At 73.3% G+C, this 16,501-nt stretch carries 11 protein-coding genes; 2 read left to right on the top strand and 9 right to left on the bottom strand.

The window, feature by feature from the left end:
* Positions 1-167: 167 nt before the first annotated feature.
* The 4 genes from ACLQ2R_RS25620 to ACLQ2R_RS25605 form a co-directional block, all read right to left on the bottom strand.
* Positions 168-5,663, bottom strand: coding sequence for a carboxyl transferase domain-containing protein (locus ACLQ2R_RS25620; protein WP_425963118.1), 5,496 nt, complete (start codon positions 5,661-5,663; stop codon positions 168-170).
* 191 nt (positions 5,664-5,854) lie between these two features.
* Positions 5,855-6,037, bottom strand: coding sequence for a CPBP family glutamic-type intramembrane protease (locus ACLQ2R_RS25615; RefSeq protein ID WP_425963117.1), 183 nt, complete (start codon positions 6,035-6,037; stop codon positions 5,855-5,857).
* Between the two features lie 175 nt (positions 6,038-6,212).
* Positions 6,213-7,061: a MerR family transcriptional regulator gene (locus ACLQ2R_RS25610; protein WP_425963116.1), complete on the bottom strand. Its 849-nt coding sequence runs from the start codon at positions 7,059-7,061 to the stop codon at positions 6,213-6,215.
* A gap of 161 nt (positions 7,062-7,222) precedes the next feature.
* A complete protein-coding gene (locus ACLQ2R_RS25605; protein WP_425963115.1) occupies positions 7,223-8,110 on the bottom strand; it encodes a DUF2268 domain-containing protein in 888 nt (295 codons plus the stop codon).
* A 173-nt stretch (positions 8,111-8,283) separates the two neighbouring features.
* On the opposite strand from ACLQ2R_RS25605, the gene cseB reads away from it, so the two are divergent.
* Together cseB and ACLQ2R_RS25595 are read left to right on the top strand one after the other, a co-directional pair.
* Positions 8,284-8,967: a two-component system response regulator CseB gene (gene cseB / locus ACLQ2R_RS25600; RefSeq protein WP_425963114.1), complete on the top strand. Its 684-nt coding sequence runs from the start codon at positions 8,284-8,286 to the stop codon at positions 8,965-8,967.
* On the top strand, positions 8,955-10,319 hold the full coding sequence (locus tag ACLQ2R_RS25595) for a sensor histidine kinase (protein ID WP_425963113.1): 1,365 nt from the start codon (positions 8,955-8,957) through the stop codon (positions 10,317-10,319). Before cseB ends, ACLQ2R_RS25595 begins: the two co-directional genes overlap by 13 nt.
* Here ACLQ2R_RS25595 and ACLQ2R_RS25590 read toward each other — a convergent pair.
* The 5 genes from ACLQ2R_RS25590 to ACLQ2R_RS25570 form a co-directional block, all read right to left on the bottom strand.
* Positions 10,273-11,298 (bottom strand): D-alanyl-D-alanine carboxypeptidase family protein, encoded by a 1,026-nt coding sequence (locus ACLQ2R_RS25590; protein WP_425963112.1) that lies wholly within the window; start codon positions 11,296-11,298, stop codon positions 10,273-10,275. The genes ACLQ2R_RS25595 and ACLQ2R_RS25590 overlap by 47 nt on opposite strands.
* Before the next feature lie 361 nt (positions 11,299-11,659).
* The gene (locus ACLQ2R_RS25585) at positions 11,660-14,062 is read right to left on the bottom strand and encodes an ATP-binding cassette domain-containing protein (protein ID WP_425963111.1); all 2,403 of its coding nucleotides are present in this window, start codon (positions 14,060-14,062) and stop codon (positions 11,660-11,662) included.
* A gap of 120 nt (positions 14,063-14,182) precedes the next feature.
* The gene (locus tag ACLQ2R_RS25580) at positions 14,183-14,635 is read right to left on the bottom strand and encodes a pyridoxamine 5'-phosphate oxidase family protein (protein ID WP_425963110.1); all 453 of its coding nucleotides are present in this window, start codon (positions 14,633-14,635) and stop codon (positions 14,183-14,185) included.
* 307 nt (positions 14,636-14,942) lie between these two features.
* Entirely contained in the window at positions 14,943-15,284 is a 342-nt protein-coding gene (locus tag ACLQ2R_RS25575; protein ID WP_425963109.1) for an ArsR/SmtB family transcription factor, read from the bottom strand.
* 175 nt (positions 15,285-15,459) lie between these two features.
* Positions 15,460-16,413, bottom strand: coding sequence for a serine hydrolase (locus ACLQ2R_RS25570; RefSeq protein ID WP_425963107.1), 954 nt, complete (start codon positions 16,411-16,413; stop codon positions 15,460-15,462).
* Between the last annotated feature and the right edge of the window lie 88 nt (positions 16,414-16,501).

Genomic DNA, 16,501 nt, shown 5'->3' with positions numbered 1-16,501 from the left:
ACGCTGAGGCTCTTCAGCGCCGTATCACTCCGGCGGGGCCGCCCCCGGGCCGGTGGATGCGAGCACGCGTGGCGACCGGCCGCCCGCTCCGATGTGCGCGGGCACGTGTGGCGACCGGCCGCCCCCGGTCCGGGCCCAGGCCCCGGGGGCGGCCGGTCGTCTCCGGGTCAGGAGTGGCCGGCGAGGCCCTTCTCGACCTCCTCGATGATCCGCGGGCGCAGCTCGGCGCAGCTGATGATCGCGTCCACCGAGCCGACGTCGACCGCCCGCTGGATGCTGTGCACGCGGTCGAACTCGGTGGCGACCTCGGTGAGCTTCTCGGCCCGTACCGAGGAGCGCAGCTCGGCCAGCTCGGCGGCCAGCGCGGCACGGGTGGCGGCCGGTGCCTCGGCGACGCGGGCGGCGAGCGCCTGGACGCGGGGGTCGTTCCCGGTGCGCTTGTCGACGTCGCGGGCGAAGACCACGGCGGCGGCCGGGGCGCCGCCGAGCACCGAGGCGAAGGAGCCCTCGACGGCCAGGACGGTCATGTTCGGGTTGAGCGCCTTGGAGAACACCACGAACGCGCCGCCGTGGTAGCGCGAGATCACGCAGAACACGATGGGGCCCTGGAAGTTCACCACCGCGCGGCCGATCTCGGCGCCGTACTCCAGCTGGAGCCTGCGCATCGACTCGGGGGAGCCGTCGAACCCCGACAGGTTGGCCAGGACGACCAGGGGACGGTTGCCGCTGGCGGCGTTGACGGCCCGGGCGGCCTTCTTGGACGACTGCGGGAACAGGGTACCGGCGGTGTAGGTGTCGGGGCCGTCGGTGGGCGGGAAGCCACGGCGCGGCACGGAGCGGGACTCGATGCCCAGCAGGCAGACCGGCCGTCCGCCCAGGTGGACGTCCTGGACCACGGCGGTGTCGGCGTCGGCCATGCCCGCCCACCGCTCCAGGACCGGGTGGTCCTGGTCGGACAGCGCGCGCATCACCGTGCGGATGTCGAAGGGCTTCTTGCGGTCGGGGTTGGACTCGACGGAGAAGATCTGGCCCACGGTGGTGAAGTCGCTGTCGGGCACGGCGTGGGGGAACGTCGACACGTCGCGGTCCGTGGGGTCGCCGGTGACGGTCCTGCGGGGACGGCTCTCCCCGGGGGCGACGTAGGTGTGGTCGTAGTGCGCCATCAGGATGGCCCGCGCGCCGCGGATGTCGGGCGCCCAGTACTGGGCCTGGCCGTTGGGGCCCATGATGCGGTCGTATCCGCCGATGCCGTGGTTGTCCTCGGCCGACACGCCGCCGGAGAAGTCGAGCGACTGCTTGCCGGTCAGCACCATCGCCGAGTCCGGGGTCATCACCAGGATGCCCTTGGTGTGCATGAGCATCGTGGCCTCGGCGTTCCAGTACGGCTGGGCGCCGACGTTGATGCCCGCGACCACGATGTTGATCTCTCCGCCGTCCTGGGTGAAGGTCACGATGCGCTTGAGCGCGGCGGCCACCCAGTCCATGTTCTCGGTGCCCGACGACATCGAGATGCGGGCGCCGGCCGACAGGGCGAACCACTCCAGCGGCACCCGCATCCGCTCGGCCAGGTCCAGGGCGGCGATCACCCGCGCGCACTCGGGCTCCGACAGGGCGCCCAGCGCCTTGGTGGGGTCGCCCAGCAGGACGACGCGGGTCATGCCCTCGGGGTGGCGCGGCGTGGGCGTGCTGACGACACCGGCGACGAGCGCGGCGGTGTTGCGCCCCTTGGGACGGTTCACCGGCACCAGCACGGCCCGCTCGTCCAGGTCGTACTCGGTGAACGAGCCGAGCGGCCCGGCGAGCATGTCGGTCAGCTCGAAGGGGTGGTGGGTGCCGCGGGCGTGGGCGCGCAGCACCTCCTGGCGGTAGTCGTCCAGCGGCTCGACGGGCTCGGTGGGCGGTGCCGTGATGGACAGCCGCATGCCGGAGCCGACCTCGTAGCCGACCCGGACGGCGATGTCGACGAGCTCGCCGGTGGTGGCGTCGCGGCGCCGGCCCAGGAAGAGCACCTCCTCCAGGCCCGCGCCCGCGGTCGTGGGCAGCACGCGCTCGGCCACCGCCTTGAGGTCCTCGGGGGATAGGTCGGTCGGCGGCCAGACGTAGATGACGATGCGGTTGGTGGCCGAGGTCTTGGCGCCGGGCTTCCTGGCGCGGCGGATCGCGTCCAGGCAGGTGACCATGATGTCCTCGGCGGCGGGCAGCGCGACGAGCCTGCCCTCGTCGTCGCGCAGCGGGGTCAGGTCGCGGACCTGGCCCAGGGCGACGAGACGCTCGTCGGAGGGGTTCTGCCGGGCGGTGGCGCGGAAGAGGTAGACCTCCTCGTCCGGGGCGGGCAGCCGCACCAGGTCGAAGTCGCGCAGCCGCTCCAGCTGCATGCGCTCGGCGATGCGCGGGTGCAGGCCGCGCAGCAGGCGCTCCTCGGCGAAGCCGCCGGTGGAGGGCCGGAAGGTGAAGTGGGGGTGCATGACGGCGCCGCTGCTGCCGGCGACGGTCACGGTGATGCGGCCGATGCGGCCCGACGGCTGCTGGGCGGCCAGGACCTCGCGCAGGCGCCCGGCCATCTCGTCGGGGTCGCCGGGGGCGTCGGGCCAGCTCAGGTAGATGTCGGCGACGAGCTCGCCGTCGCCGACGAAGGCGTCGACCGCCTTGACGGCCTGGTCGAGGGCGGGCAGGTCGATGGCGGTGGTGACGACGCGCCCGGTGCCGGTGGCGGTGCGGTGGTCGGCCACGACGAACGTGCAGCCCGCCACCTTGCGCACGCGGATGTCGCCGAGCGCGCGGTTGCCGTAGTAGCGGCGGCTCAGCACCTCCAGCAGCGGCACGGGGTCGGCGCCCTCGCGGCCGATGCGCTGGCCGATCAGCCGCACCAGCGGCTGGGCGCTGGCGACCATGGCGGAGATGCGCTCGGCGCGGTCGGGGGCGTCGGGGTGGTGGTCGAGGTGGCGCAGGTGCTTGCGTACGGAGGCGTAGACCTTGGCGCGGGCGCGGCGCAGCAGCGGCTGGGCGAACCAGGCGAACACGACGCCGCGCGCCAGGTCGGCGACGACGGGGAAGCGGATCTGGGTGGCGGCGACCAGGTGTTCCAGCGCCAGGCCGACGGTGACGCGGTGGGCCTCGGCGGGCGAGGGCTCCTCGGCCCACCGGCGCAGCAGCGTGGTCACCACGGCGACGTCGGTGGCGGCGCGCTGCTGGGCCAGGAAGATCCGGAAGACCGCGTCCTCCAGCTCCGGGGTGCGGTCCAGGCTCTCGACGCCGTAGCGCGACAGCACCTGGGTCAGGCGCTGGCGGAAGGTCTCCGACAGGTCGGAGCGGTCCGGGTCGAGGTAGCGCAGGTAGGTGTGGAAGTACTCGCGGGGGCTGTGCACCGCGGCGGGGGACTTCGTCTCCTCGACGGCGGGCCGGTTGCGGCTGAGCTCGCTCAGGTCGGCGAACAGGCGCAGCAGCTCGACCTCGCCGGCCGGGTCGTGCTCGCCGCTCGCGATGAGCTCGTCACGCGCGGCCAGGTAGCCCTCCAGCAGGCGCTTCTCGTCCCGGGAGTCGACGTCGAAGCCGAGCAGCAGGCCGCGCAGGTCCTGCAGGCCGCGCGCGGCCCTCTCGGCGGCGGGCACGCCGGCCGGCTCGGGCGGCAGGTCCAGCTCGACGTCCGGCGCGCCGGCCGCGGGGCCCGCCTTCTCGTCGCCGTCGCCGAGCGGCTCCAGGCTGAGCAGGCGTGCGCCGGTCTCGACCTGGCTGCCGACGGAGACCGACAGTTCGCGTACGCGGCCGTTGAAGGGGGCGCGCAGCACGGTCTCCATCTTCATGCTCTCGACCACCAGCAGGGGGGCGCCGGCCTCGACCTCGTCGCCCGCCTGCAGCGGGGTGGCCACCACGAGCGCGGGCACGGGCGAGCGGACGACGCCGCCCTCGTCGCGGCTGATGCGGTGGGTGACGCCGTCGACCTCGACCAGGTGGGTGGGGCCGTGGGTGCCGGTGACGACCTTGAAGCGGACGCCGTTGACGGTGAGGTGGCCGCTGTGCTCGTCGAAGCGCTCGATGTCGACGTCGGCGGCGTGCTCGGGGCCCCCGGCGCCGACGGCGATGCCGATGCGGAAGCGGTGCCCGCCGGTGCGGGCGACCCGGACGCGGTAGCCGACGTCGCGGAGCTTGAGCTCCAGCGCGCGGCCGCTGTCGTGCTGCGACTGCGGGCGGCCGCCGTGGGCGGCCGTCAGGAAGCGCCCGCGGGTCAGGCTCTCCTCGTCCTCGTAGGCCTCGACGGCGGCGGCGATGAGCGCGATCGCGGAGTGGCGGTGGGAGACCAGGGCGCCCTGGGCGCGTACGCGGTCGATCCAGCCGGTGTCGGCCGACCCGTCGATCACGGCGGGCTCGTCGAGCAGCATGCGGACGAAGCCCTTGTTGGTCACGCCGCCCTCGATGATGACGGTCGTCTGCGTCATGGCGCGGCGCAGGCGGGCCAGCGCCTCGGCGCGGTCACGGCCGTGCGCGATGATCTTGGCGATCATCGAGTCGAAGTCGGCGGGGATCGTGTCGCCCTCGCTGAAGCCGGTGTCCACCCGGACGCCGGGGCCGCTGGGCAGCGTCAGGCGGGCGATCCGGCCGGGGGAGGGGGCGAAGTCGCGGTCGGGGTCCTCGGCGTTGAGGCGCGCCTCGACGGCGTGTCCCCACTCGGCGGGCGCCTCCCCCTCCAGCTTTCCACCGGCGGCGATGTGCAGCTGGGTCTTGACCAGGTCGACGCCGGTGGTGATCTCGGTGATGGGGTGCTCGACCTGCAGCCGGGTGTTGACCTCAAGGAAGGCGAACATCCGGTCGCCGGGGTGGTAGAGGAACTCGATGGTCCCGGCGCCCCGGTAGCCCACCTCCAGGACGAGCCGCTCGGCCGAGGCCTTCAGCTCGGCGACCTGGCCGGCGTCGAGGACCGGCGAGGCCGACTCCTCGATGATCTTCTGGTTGCGGCGCTGGACGGAGCAGTCGCGTACGCCCAGCGCCCAGGCACCGCCCTGGCCGTCCGCGATGACCTGCACCTCGACGTGCCGGGCGCCGGTCAGCAGGCGCTCCAGGAACACCACGCCGCTGCCGAACGCGCGCGCGGCCTCCTGGCGGGTCAGCTCGTAGGCGCCGGCCAGCTCCTCGGCGTTGGAGATCATGCGGATGCCGCGGCCGCCGCCTCCCGCGGTCGCCTTGAGCATCAGCGGGTAGCCGATCCGCTCCGCGGCCTCCGTGGCCTCCTCCAAGGTCTCCACGGGGCCGCGGCTCCACGGCGCGACGGGCACGCCGACCTGCTCGGCGATCAGCTTGGAGCCGATCTTGTCGCCCAGCTTGCGCATCGCCTCGGCGCTGGGGCCGACGAACGTCACGCCCACCTCGGCGCACAGCTCGGCGAACGCCGGGTCCTCGGCCACGAAGCCCCAGCCGACCCAGGCGGCGTCCGCGCCGGTCTCGACCAGGGCCCTGCGCAGGACCGCGTGGTCGAGGTAGGGCCGGTTCGCCGCGGGTCCCAGGTCGTAGGCGAGGTCGGCCTCGCGGACGAACGTGGCCGTCCGGTCGGAGTCGGTGTACAGCGCGACGGTCTCGATCCGGGTCCCCGTCTCGGCGGACAGGTCCCTGACGGCGTGGATGAGCCGCATGGCGGCTTCACCGCGGTTGACGATGGCGACACGACTGAACACTGAGCGGGCCTTTCGGAGGCGGTGAACACGGCGGTCGTCCCCGCCCCAACGGGGCTCCATCCTCCCGGCTGCCCCCGGCCGCCGGAATGGCGGGGACGGCGCGTCTTTCGCGGCCGGAGTTGTGGGGCTCGGACAAACGCGCCCGCTGGGTGGATGAGGTACGGCCGATGCGGTCTCGGGCGCGTGATGACTCATCGTCCCATGAGCAGGCCCACGTGGACGAGGTCGGTCAGGACGTGGACGAGGATGATCGCCCAGATGTTGCGGTAGCGCGCCCACAGGCAGCCCTGCATCAGGCCGAACACCCCTCGCGCGGCGATGCGGGAGATCACGAAGATCGCCGCCCCCGCTCCCGCCGTGAGGGTACGCGACATGGTGACCATCCTCCTCACGACGTGATCGAAAAGCCGCTCGTCCCGGTATCGGTTGGACAACATTCGCGACGTCGGACGCCTGACCGTCCCGAGGGGGCCGTGGCGCCGGGCCGGGGGGCCGACGCCACGCCACCGGGCGCGCCGCCCGGTGGCGCTCCCGCGCCGCCCGGGGCGGTCACTCCCACGTCGCGGACTCCGGGTCGACCCCGTGGAGCCGGGCGTTCGCGAAGATCACATCACGCAGCCAGGCGGCCAGGCCCGGTTCGAGCGCGTCGTAGGTCCGCGTGAATCCGGGGTCGTCGACGTACATCCGCCCGAGGCAGGCCTGCCTCGCGTGCGTGCAGTCGAAGTACCCGGCGATCGACGCGCGGTGCCGCTCCGCCAGGGCGTTCGCCTCGTCGGAGCCGGGCACGACGCCGGCGCGCCGGGCGGCGGCGAGATCGGCGTTGAGGGTCTCGGTCACGGTCATGATCTCCTTCCAGTCCTGCGGTGTCATCGCGGCGGCCCGCCGGGCGTACTGCGCCCACTGCGCGCTGCCGCCCCAGCGCTCCTCGGCCTCCTCGACCAGGGCGGGCCGCCAGTCGGCGCCGAAGATCTCCACCTGCTCCTGCGGGGTCAGCCGTATCCCGGGTCTCGACGCCTCCAGCATGCGGTCGACGGCGCCGACCATCGTCTGCAGCCGGGAGATGCGCTCCGCGAGCTGTGAGCGCTGCCGGAGCAGGTGGTGGCGCGCGTCGGCGTCCGGGTCGTCGAGGATGCGGCCGATCTCGGCGAGCGGAAGGCCGAGCTCGCGGTAGACGAGGACGCCGTGGATGCGGGTGACGTCGTCGCCCGAGTACACCCGGTAACCGGCCCAGGTGCGCTCGCTGGGGCACACGAGGCCGATCTCGTCCCAGTGGTGCAGGGTCCGCACGCTGACCCCGACCAGGGCGGCCGTCCGGCCGACGGTGAGACCGCCGACGCCGGGCGGCCCGGCGTCCTGCCCGGTGGTGGCCGGTTCCCGTTCGCGGTCGTCGCTCGTCACCGGGTCAGTGTCCCAGTGCCGCGCGGCAGGCAGCCGGAGCCGCACCCCCGGTGTCCGCCCCGTGCCCTGCGACGCGCTCCCGGCGGGCCCGGCCGGCCCGGTCGTCCGGATCGCCGGCCGGATCGTCGGACGGGGTCTCGCCGCCCGATCCGCGGGGCGCGTCACGCGCGGGTCGGCACGCCCGCGTTCACCAGGATGTCGCGTGCCGGCAGCGCGACGCTCTGGGCGGCGGTCAGGCCGGAGGCCGCCATGTGGGCGTCCACGATCCTGAGGCCGACCGCGTATCCGGCGAAGTCCGGCAGCCCGACGGGCTCCTGTCCCATGTGCCGCGCGGTGGTGTCGCCGTGCACGTACGCGGACAGGTTCCCCATCCCGGCCACGTCGATCCCGGCCACGACCTTCTCGTAGGCCTCGTCCAGCGCCGCGCCGGTCAGCGTCGTCGCCCAGGGGCCCATGGCCTCCTCGCCCGACAGTTCCCGTACGAACGCCTCGGCCAGCCCCTCGGCCACGACCTGCTCGCCCACCGTGACCGTCATGGGGTTCCAGACCACGTTGGCGTAGCGGACGTTGTGGTGGAGTTCGTGCGCGGCGGCGTGGCCGATCTTCGCCAGGCTCGTCCCGGTGGGCCACATCGTCAGGTGGATCCCCCCGGGGATGCCGCCCATGCCGAAGTAGCCGGAGTTCAGGCCCGTCAGGAGCTCCTCGTCGGGATTGCCGAGCACCAGGAAGACGTGCACCGTCTCGGCGCTCCCGACCCCGGGGACCGCGTCGCTCAGCCGCTTCCACGCCGCGGCGAGGCGGTTCTCGATCTCGTTCCACACCCCCGCCTCCCGCATCCGCTCCAGGGCCGTCAGGTAGCGCGGGTCCTCGCGGTCGATGCGGAAACCGCTGCCCATCAGGTGCAACTGGACCATGTCCCCGTGACCCGCCACGGCCATGACGCTCCGCAGGGGCTCGAGCAGGTCCCGCAGGGCGTCGGGCCGCTCCTCCAGCGGGCGCCGCAGGAGGTCGGTCATGGCGGACGCCGTGTCGTGCACGATGATTCTCATGCCCCGGGACGGTAGACCCTCCCGTTACGGGAGGGACAAACCGCGCGGCCGGTGGGACCGGCAGCGTCGGGATCACCCGGCCGGGGGCCGGGAAGATCGGAAAGGTCGGGATCTCCCCGAGTGCGACGCCGGAAACGAGAATTCGTACATATAGGTGCATATACGGTGTCCGGGTGACGTCTCTGCTGTTCGTCGAAGATGACGCGGTGATCCGTACGTCGGTCGGCCTGGCCCTGGAGCGCTACGGCTACCGGGTGAGCACCGCCGCCGACGGGCTGGACGGCCTGGAGGCGGCCCTGGCGGGCGACCACGACCTGCTGCTGATCGACGTGATGCTGCCCGGGCTGGACGGCATCAGCGTGTGCCGCAGGATCCGGGAGACCAGCCAGGTGCCGATCCTCATGATGTCGGCCCGCGGCGACGGCCTGGACGTCGTCGCCGGCCTCGAGGGCGGCGCCGACGACTACGTGGTCAAACCGGTCGACCTGCCGGTGCTGGTGGCCAGGATCCGCTCCCTGCTGCGCCGCGCCACCTTCACCCGGCCCGCGACGGGACAGGACCCGGCGGGCGGCGTGCTGACCTTCGGCGAGCTGAGCATCGACACCGCCGCACTGGAGGTACGGCGGGCCGGGCGGCGCGTCGAGCTGGCCCCGACCGAGCTGCGGCTGCTGCTGGAGTTCGCCGCCCACCCCGGCATCGTGCTGGAGCGTGCGACGCTGCTGCGCAGCGTGTGGGACTACGGCTGGGACGGCGACAGCCGCGTGGTCGACCTGTGCGTGCAGCGCCTGCGGAGGAAGATCGGCGCCGATCGCATCGAGACGGTCCGGGGATTCGGCTACAAGCTGTGCGGCACGTGAATCCGGCCTCGCTGCGCTGGAAGATCGCCGCTCTCGTCACGCTCGCCGCCGCCGCCGTCGCCACCGTGGTCGGCCTCCTGGTGCACCGGTCGAGCTGGCAGCGCAGCCTGGACGAGGGAGAGGCACGGGCCCTGCAGGCCGTCGACCGGCTCACGACCCCCGCCGGCGGTCCTGCCGGGGAGGTGCTCGCGGACCCGCCCGGCGACCGGCCCGGCGACGTCGTGGACGCCGGGGAGCTCCCGGCCGCCCTGGCGGGCCGGCTGCGCCCCGACCGGCCGGTGACCTGGTACGGGCTCGATCACCGGGACGAACCGTGGATGTGGGCCGCCCGGCCCTACGGTGGCGACGGCCGCCAGGTGGTGCGCGTACAGATCTCGATGGGCTCACAACTGCGCGGCCTGTACGCGCTGGATCGCGACATGGCCAAGGCCGGGCTGCTCGCCCTGGCCGGAGTGGTACCGCTGTCGGTACTGGTGGCCGAACTGCCCAACCGGAGGCTGCGGCGGGTCGCCCGCACCGCCCGCCGGATCGCCGGCGGAGACCTGGACGCCCGCGCCGACGCGGGCGGCCGGGACGAGATCGCCGACATCTGTGCCGCCCTCAACTCCATGGCCACCGGTCTGCAGCGGCGGCTGCTGGCCGAGCAGCGCTTCACGGCCGACGTCGCACACGATCTGCGCACCCCGCTGATGGGACTGCTGACCGCGGGCCGGCTGCTGCCCGAGGGGCAGGCCACCGACCTGGTCCGCGACCGGATCGACGTGCTGCGCGGCCTGGTCGACGACCTGCTGGAGATATCCCGCCTGGACGCCGGGGACGAGCGGGCCGACCGGCAGCCGGTGCCGCTGGCCGATCTGGTCCGCGAGTCGCTGCACCGCCTCGGCGTGCCCGCCGATCTCCGTACCACCGACGATCTCCGTACCACCGCCTGCGACGGGGACGACGCGGCCGGTGGCGCGGCCGACGGCGGCGGGGGCGGCGGAGCCGGTGCGACGGTCGTCACCGACCCGCGGCGCCTGGAGCGGATCATCGCCAACCTGGTCCTCAACGCCCGCACGCACGGCGCCGGTCCGGTGGAGATCACCGTGGGTTCCCACCGGGTCGTCGTCCGCGACCACGGCCCCGGTTTCCCTCCCGACCTCCTCGCGAATCTGAACGACGGGCAGGCGCAGCGCTTCCGCACGGGACGGGCCGAACGGGGGCGGGGGCACGGGCTCGGGCTGACCATCGTGCTCGGTCACGCCCGCGTCATCGGCGCGGCTCTCCGGTTCGCCGATCCCCCCGGCGGTGGCGCGAGCGTCACCGTCACCCTGCCCGACCCGCCGCCGGACGACCCGCCGCCGGACCGCTGACCCCGCGGACACCGGGGCCGTCGCGACCGCCGGCGGGCTCTCCCATGTCCCGCTGGATCGCCGCGACGAGCCGCCCGGAGGCGTCGAGGGCGGCCCCCAGCCCCCGGGCGGGCGGCGAGCCCGCGCGCTGGTGCAGGACGACGCCGAGGATCAGGCGCCGCCCGCCGCGTGCCGCCCACATCAGGTTCCCTCCCGCGGCGGTGCTGGAACCGGTCTTGAGGCCGATCACGCCCGACGTGCCGAGCAGCGTGTTGGTGTTGACGATCATGCCCGGGATGCCGGGAACGGTGGTCTCCCTCGTGGCGACGATGGCGCGCAACACCGGGTTCCCCATGGCCGCGCGGGCCAGTTTCAACTGGTCGGCCGCGGTGCTGCGGGTGGTGTCCTCGTAGCCGCTGGCGCCGGTGTAGACGGTGTCGGCCATGCCCAGGGCGGCGGCGGTCCGGTTCATCTTCGCGACGAAGGCGGCCTGACCGCCCGCGTCCCAGCGCGCCAGCAGCCGGGCGATGTTGTTGCCCGAGCGGATCAGCATGAGCTGCAGCAACTGCCGCTGGGTGTAGGTCCGGCCCCGGATGACGTAGACGGTCGACTCGTCGGGGGAGGAGCTCTCCCGCTCGGCCGTGGCGTCGATCGTGATGAGCGGGCCGCTCCGACTCCCCATGAGGGGATGGTCTTCGAGGACCACGTAGGCCGTCATCACCTTGGCGAGACTCGCGATCGGCACCGGCGTCCGGGTGCCCCTGACGCCGAGGACACCGCGGCCTTCGATCTCGACGGCGGCCTGGCCCTCCCGCGGCCAGGGTAACCCGTCGCCGTCGGTCACGGACCCGGCCCTCCCCGGACCGGGCAGGACGAGACCGGCCAGGACCAGGCCGGTCATGACCAGGGTGAGCAGGACCAGGGTGAGCAGGGCGGGCAGGACCGGACCGGGCGGGGCGGTGCCGCTCGCCGGGGTGGTGACAGGACGACGGGCTCTCATGGGAGTCACCATGGGCGACGCGGATGTCAACCCCGCCGAAGCGGTGTATCAGCGGCGGCTCGGCCGGACATCGATCACGTATCCGAGGGGGGGCGTCCACTCCGCGGGTGGGGCGCGTCCGGTCCGCGGGTGGGGCGCGTCCGGGGCCGCGGGTGGACCGCGTCCGCTCCGTGGGGGAAGCGTGTCAGCGAGTGGATCACGTCCGTGAGTGGACCGCCTCCACGGCGGGAACGCGTCCGTTGAGGAGAAACGCGTCCGCGGATGAAACGCGTCCGCGGGTGGAACGCGACGAGGGCGCCCCCGGGTGCGCCGCTCGCCGCGATCCTGCCGTTCGCCGTGGTCCCGCCGCCCGGCGGGAGCGTCAGGGAGCCACCTTCGCGCCGGTGCCGACGTAGGCCGCGAGGTGCTCGCCGGTGAGGGTGGAGCGGGCGGCGACGAGGTCGGCCGGTGTGCCCTCGAAGACGATTCGGCCGCCGTCGTGGCCGGCGCCGGGACCGAGGTCGACGATCCAGTCGGCGTGCGCCATGACCGCCTGGTGGTGCTCGATGACGATGACCGACGTGCCGGACTCGACGAGCCGGTCCAGCAGGCCGAGCAGTTGCTCGACGTCGGCGAGGTGCAGGCCGGTGGTCGGCTCGTCGAGGACGTAGACGCCGCCCCTGTCGGCCATGTGGGTGGCCAGCTTGAGCCGCTGCCGCTCGCCGCCGGACAGCGTGGTGAGCGGCTGGCCGAGCCGGAGGTAGCCGAGCCCGACGTCGGCGAGGCGGCCGAGGATGGCGTGCGCGGCCGGGGTGCGCGCCTCACCGGCACCGAAGAACTCCCCGGCCTCGACCACCGGCATGGCGAGCACCTCGCTGATGTCGCGGCCGCCGAGGTGGTGCTCCAGCACCGACGCGTGGAACCGCTTCCCCTCGCACTCCTCGCAGGTGGTGGCGACGCCGGCCATCATCCCCAGGTCCATGTAGGTGACGCCGGCGCCGTTGCAGGTGGGACAGGCGCCCTCGGAGTTGGCGCTGAACAGCGCGGGCTTCACGCCGTTGGCCTTCGCGAACGCCTTGCGGATCGGGTCGAGCAGCCCGGTGTACGTCGCCGGGTTGCTGCGCCGTGAGCCGCGGATGGGTGCCTGGTCGACGGACACCACGCCCGCGCCCGGGGGGATCGATCCGTGGATCAGCGAGCTCTTGCCGGATCCGGCGACGCCGGTGACGACGCACAGGACGCCGAGCGGGATGTCGACGTCGACGTTCTGGAGGTTGTGACGGTCGGCGCCGCGGATCTTCAGCGCGCCCTTGGGGGTCCGCACCGTCTCCTTGAGGGAGGCCCGGTCGTCGAGGTGGCGGCCGGTGACGGTACCGCCGGCCCGCAGGCCCTCGACGCTGCCCTCGAAGCAGATGGTGCCGCCCGCCGTACCGGCGCCGGGGCCGATGTCGACGACGTGGTCGGCGATCACGATCGTCTCCGGCTTGTGCTCGACGACGAGCACGGTGTTGCCCTTGTCCCGCAGCCGCAGCAGCAGGTCGTTCATGCGCTGGATGTCGTGGGGGTGCAGGCCGATGGTGGGCTCGTCGAAGACGTAGGTCACGTCGGTGAGCGCCGAGCCGAGGTGGCGGATCATCTTGACGCGCTGCGCCTCGCCGCCCGACAGCGTGCCCGACGGCCGGTCGAGCGAGAGGTAGCCCAGCCCGATCTCCACGAACGAGTCGAGGGTGTGCCGCAGCGCGGCCAGCAGCGGCGCGACCGACGGCTCGTCGAGGCCGCCGATCCATGCGGCGAGGTCGCTGATCTGCATCGCGCAGGCGTCGGCGATGTTGACGCCCGCGATCCGCGAGGAGCGGGCGTCCTGGCTGAGCCGGGTGCCCTCGCACTCGGGGCAGGTCGTGAAGGTGACCGCCCGGTCCACGAACGCCCGGATGTGCGGCTGCATCGCCTCCCGGTCCTTGGACAGGAACGACTTCTGGATCTTCGGGATCAGCCCCTCGTAGGTGAGGTTGACGCCGTCGACCTTGACCTTGACCGGCTCCTTGTGGAGGAAGTCGTGGAGCTCCTTCTCGGTGTAGTCGCGGATCGGCTTGTCCGGGTCGACGAAGCCCGACTCGGCGTAGGTCCGCACGGTCCAGAAGCTGTCGGACTTCCAGCCGGGGATGGTGAACGCGCCCTCGGCGAGCGACTTGGAGTCGTCGTAGAGCTCGGCGAGGTCGAGATCGGTGACCGAGCCCCGGCCCTCGCAGCGCGTGCACATGCCGCCGATGCGGGTGAAGGTCGCCTTCTCGGTCTTCTGGGAGCCGCGCTCGACGGTGATCGCGCCGCTCGCCCGGACCGTGGGAATGTTGAAGGAGAAGGCCTGGGGCGAGCCGATGTGCGGCTGCCCGAGCCGGCTGAAGAGGATGCGCAGCATCGCGTTGGCGTCGGTGGCGGTGCCGACGGTGGAGCGGGGGTCGGAGCCCATCCGCTGCTGGTCCACGATGATCGCGGTCGTCAGGCCGTCGAGCACGTCCACCTCGGGACGCGCCAGTGTCGGCATGAAGCCCTGCACGAAGGCGCTGTAGGTCTCGTTGATCAGCCGCTGGGACTCCGCGGCGATCGTGCTGAACACCAGCGAGCTCTTGCCCGAGCCGGAGACGCCGGTGAACACCGTCAGCCGGCGCTTCGGGATCTCGACGCTGACGTCCTTGAGGTTGTTCACGCGCGCGCCGTGCACGCGGATCAGGTCGTGCCCGTCGGCGGCGTGCGGCGCGGGCGGGTCCGTGCTCTCGGCCATGCTCATCGAGTACCTCTCAAGGGGAGAATCCCGGCCCCGGGGCCGGGAGGGAAACGCGGCACCGCGCCGCACGGGACGGACATCCCGACCATGCCGACGTTCCGGCAGGTGCGCCCGGCCGGGAGGTCAGGTCGTCCAGTGGCCGTCGCGCATCAGCTCCCGGCCGGACATCTCGTTCACCTCGCGCCACGCCTGGACGCGGCGCGGGACGACGCGGAACCAGAGGTAGGGCGTGGAGGCCGCGCGCGGGTCGAAGCCGGTGCGCGCGGCGAACCGGTCCCCCCGCTCCCGAGGCAGCGCGTCGATCTCGAGGACCTCGACGTCGCCCTCGATCATGGAGACGTCGCGGGTGTGGCCCAGGCCCAGCCGGACGGTCCGGGTGGCGGCCAGGTTCCTGCCGGTCGGGCTGCCGGCCGACGTGGACAACAGCAGCGCCTCGCCGTCCCAGTCGAAGGACAGCGGCACCAGGTGGGGTACGCCGTCGGCCGAGGCGGTGGCCACCCAGACGTCGACGTCGTGGGCGAGCCGGTGCTCGCTGTCCTGACGGCGCCGGGCGGGGGAGCGGGGAGCGGCGCTCATCGGCCGCGGACCTCGGCGCTCACCGGGCCGGGAACGTGATGCGGCACGGTCGAGGTGCCCCGGGGGGAAGAGCCGGTCATGGTCGCTCCTGGTGTCGTGGGTCTCCGGCCGGGATCGCCCCGGGAGAGGGCGAACGGAGGGCCGGGGACGCGTCCGGGCCGTGCGGGAGGAGGACCCGCGCGAACGGAGACGCTCCTGCCGGTCATGCTAGGGGCGGACCGGAGGCCGGCGCTTCTCGATTCCTGATCGACCCGTTCCCTGTCGCGTCAGGCCCGGCGGTGCCCCGCCGTCGCGCGCTCCCCGGACCTCAGCCGGGAGGGTCGTGGGGCCTCGCCGAGGTGCCGGGGCTTTCGGTCACGTCGGTCGCGGCGGCGGCCAGGGCCAGCACGGGAAAGATCGCGTGCGGCGGCACCCGGTAGACCCCTCGCTCGGGCTGCTCGACCAGCCCGGCCGAGGCCAGCGTCTTGAGGTGGTGGTAGAGCTGGCCGGGCGAGGCCAGGGCCAGCTCGGTCTGCAGGTCGGCGACCGCCCTGGGCCCCACGACCAGGAGCTGCAGGATCTCGAAGCGCGCCGGATGCCCGGCGGCGGCCAGCACCGCGGCCAGCGGACCGGCCGGCTGCCGAAGCAGCCAGCCGGGACTGCGTGCCATCTCCCACAGCCACCGGTAGCCGCCGAACCTGGCCTGGCCGCCGTAGGTGATCAGGCCGCTGTCGTCGCCGATCTCCGGTGTCTGCGGTGCCGTCGAGGCGGCGAGCGCGGTCTCAAGGGCGGCGACCCGTGCCTCGAGGTCGCGGAACCTGTCGTCGGCACTGGTCAGGGTGGCCTCACTTCAACGCTGCGCGGACCCTCGAGAAGAAGGCGGGATCGGTCGCCATCCGTACGAGGAACTGCTGATGAGCATAGCTTCGCATCCCGGAGGACCAGGTCTCCTCGGGCAGGCGCCGCAGCGCGAGGACGGTCTCGCGCGGCTTCTCACCGGGCCGGACGGTGTACATGGCCTCGCTGATGACGCCGGGCAGCGAGCCGCCCTTGGTGCCGATGAGCAGCGTGCCGGGGTCGGCGCCGGGCTGACGCATCGGCCACTCCAGGTGCCGGCTCGCCGTCCTGTCCTTCCTGAGCCCGGCGAGCACCCCGCGCAGGACGCCGGGTTCGACGCGGGTGACGGTCTCGGCCCAGTCGGCCTGCCGAGTGAAGGCGGGGAGCGTGACCTGTACCGGCTTGCCGGCCTTGACGTACTTCCTCAGGCAGGTGTCGGCGGGGAGGCGGCAGCCGCCGAAGGCGCGCAGGATCTCGCCGTTGATCGTGCCGACGCGCGTCCGCGCGACCTTGCGCAGCGCGCCGGGGCCGAGGCGGTCGCGCAGCAGGTCGGCGGCGGCGTTGTCGCTCTCCTCGATCATGGCGGAGACGACCTGGTCGAGCGTGACGCTCGCACCGGGCTTGAGCCTCTTGAGCGCCGCCTCGTGGGCGCCGCCGTCGGTGCCGGGAAGGTGGTAGGCGTTCCACAGGGCCACCGGGACGCGCTCGCCCGGCGTGACCTTCCCCCTGCGGACGGCGTCGGCGTACGCGGCGAGGTGGGTGATCTTGATGGCCGACGCCACAGGGGTGAGGCGGCCGGCGTTGTGGCTGAGGCCCCGGGTCACCAGCGCGACGTCGTCGGGGTGGGCGCGGATGTAGGCGAGGACGGCCTCAACGTCCTTGAGGTCGGCGGGAGCGGCGACGGCGCCGGTCATCGGAGCCGCCAGCGCCGTGGTCAGGAGCATGCTGAGGATGGAATGCATACATCGATTCAACCACAAATCCGAAATTTCGGAATACCAAGTTTTCCAGAGGCCGGTTCACCGCCCTGCACCGGTGGGGCCGGGACGG

The organism is Streptosporangium sp. DT93 (assembly GCF_049844535.1).
In the GTDB taxonomy this organism is placed as follows: Bacteria; Actinomycetota; Actinomycetes; order Streptosporangiales; family Streptosporangiaceae; genus Streptosporangium.
This window is presented reverse-complemented; position numbering and strand designations above follow the sequence as displayed.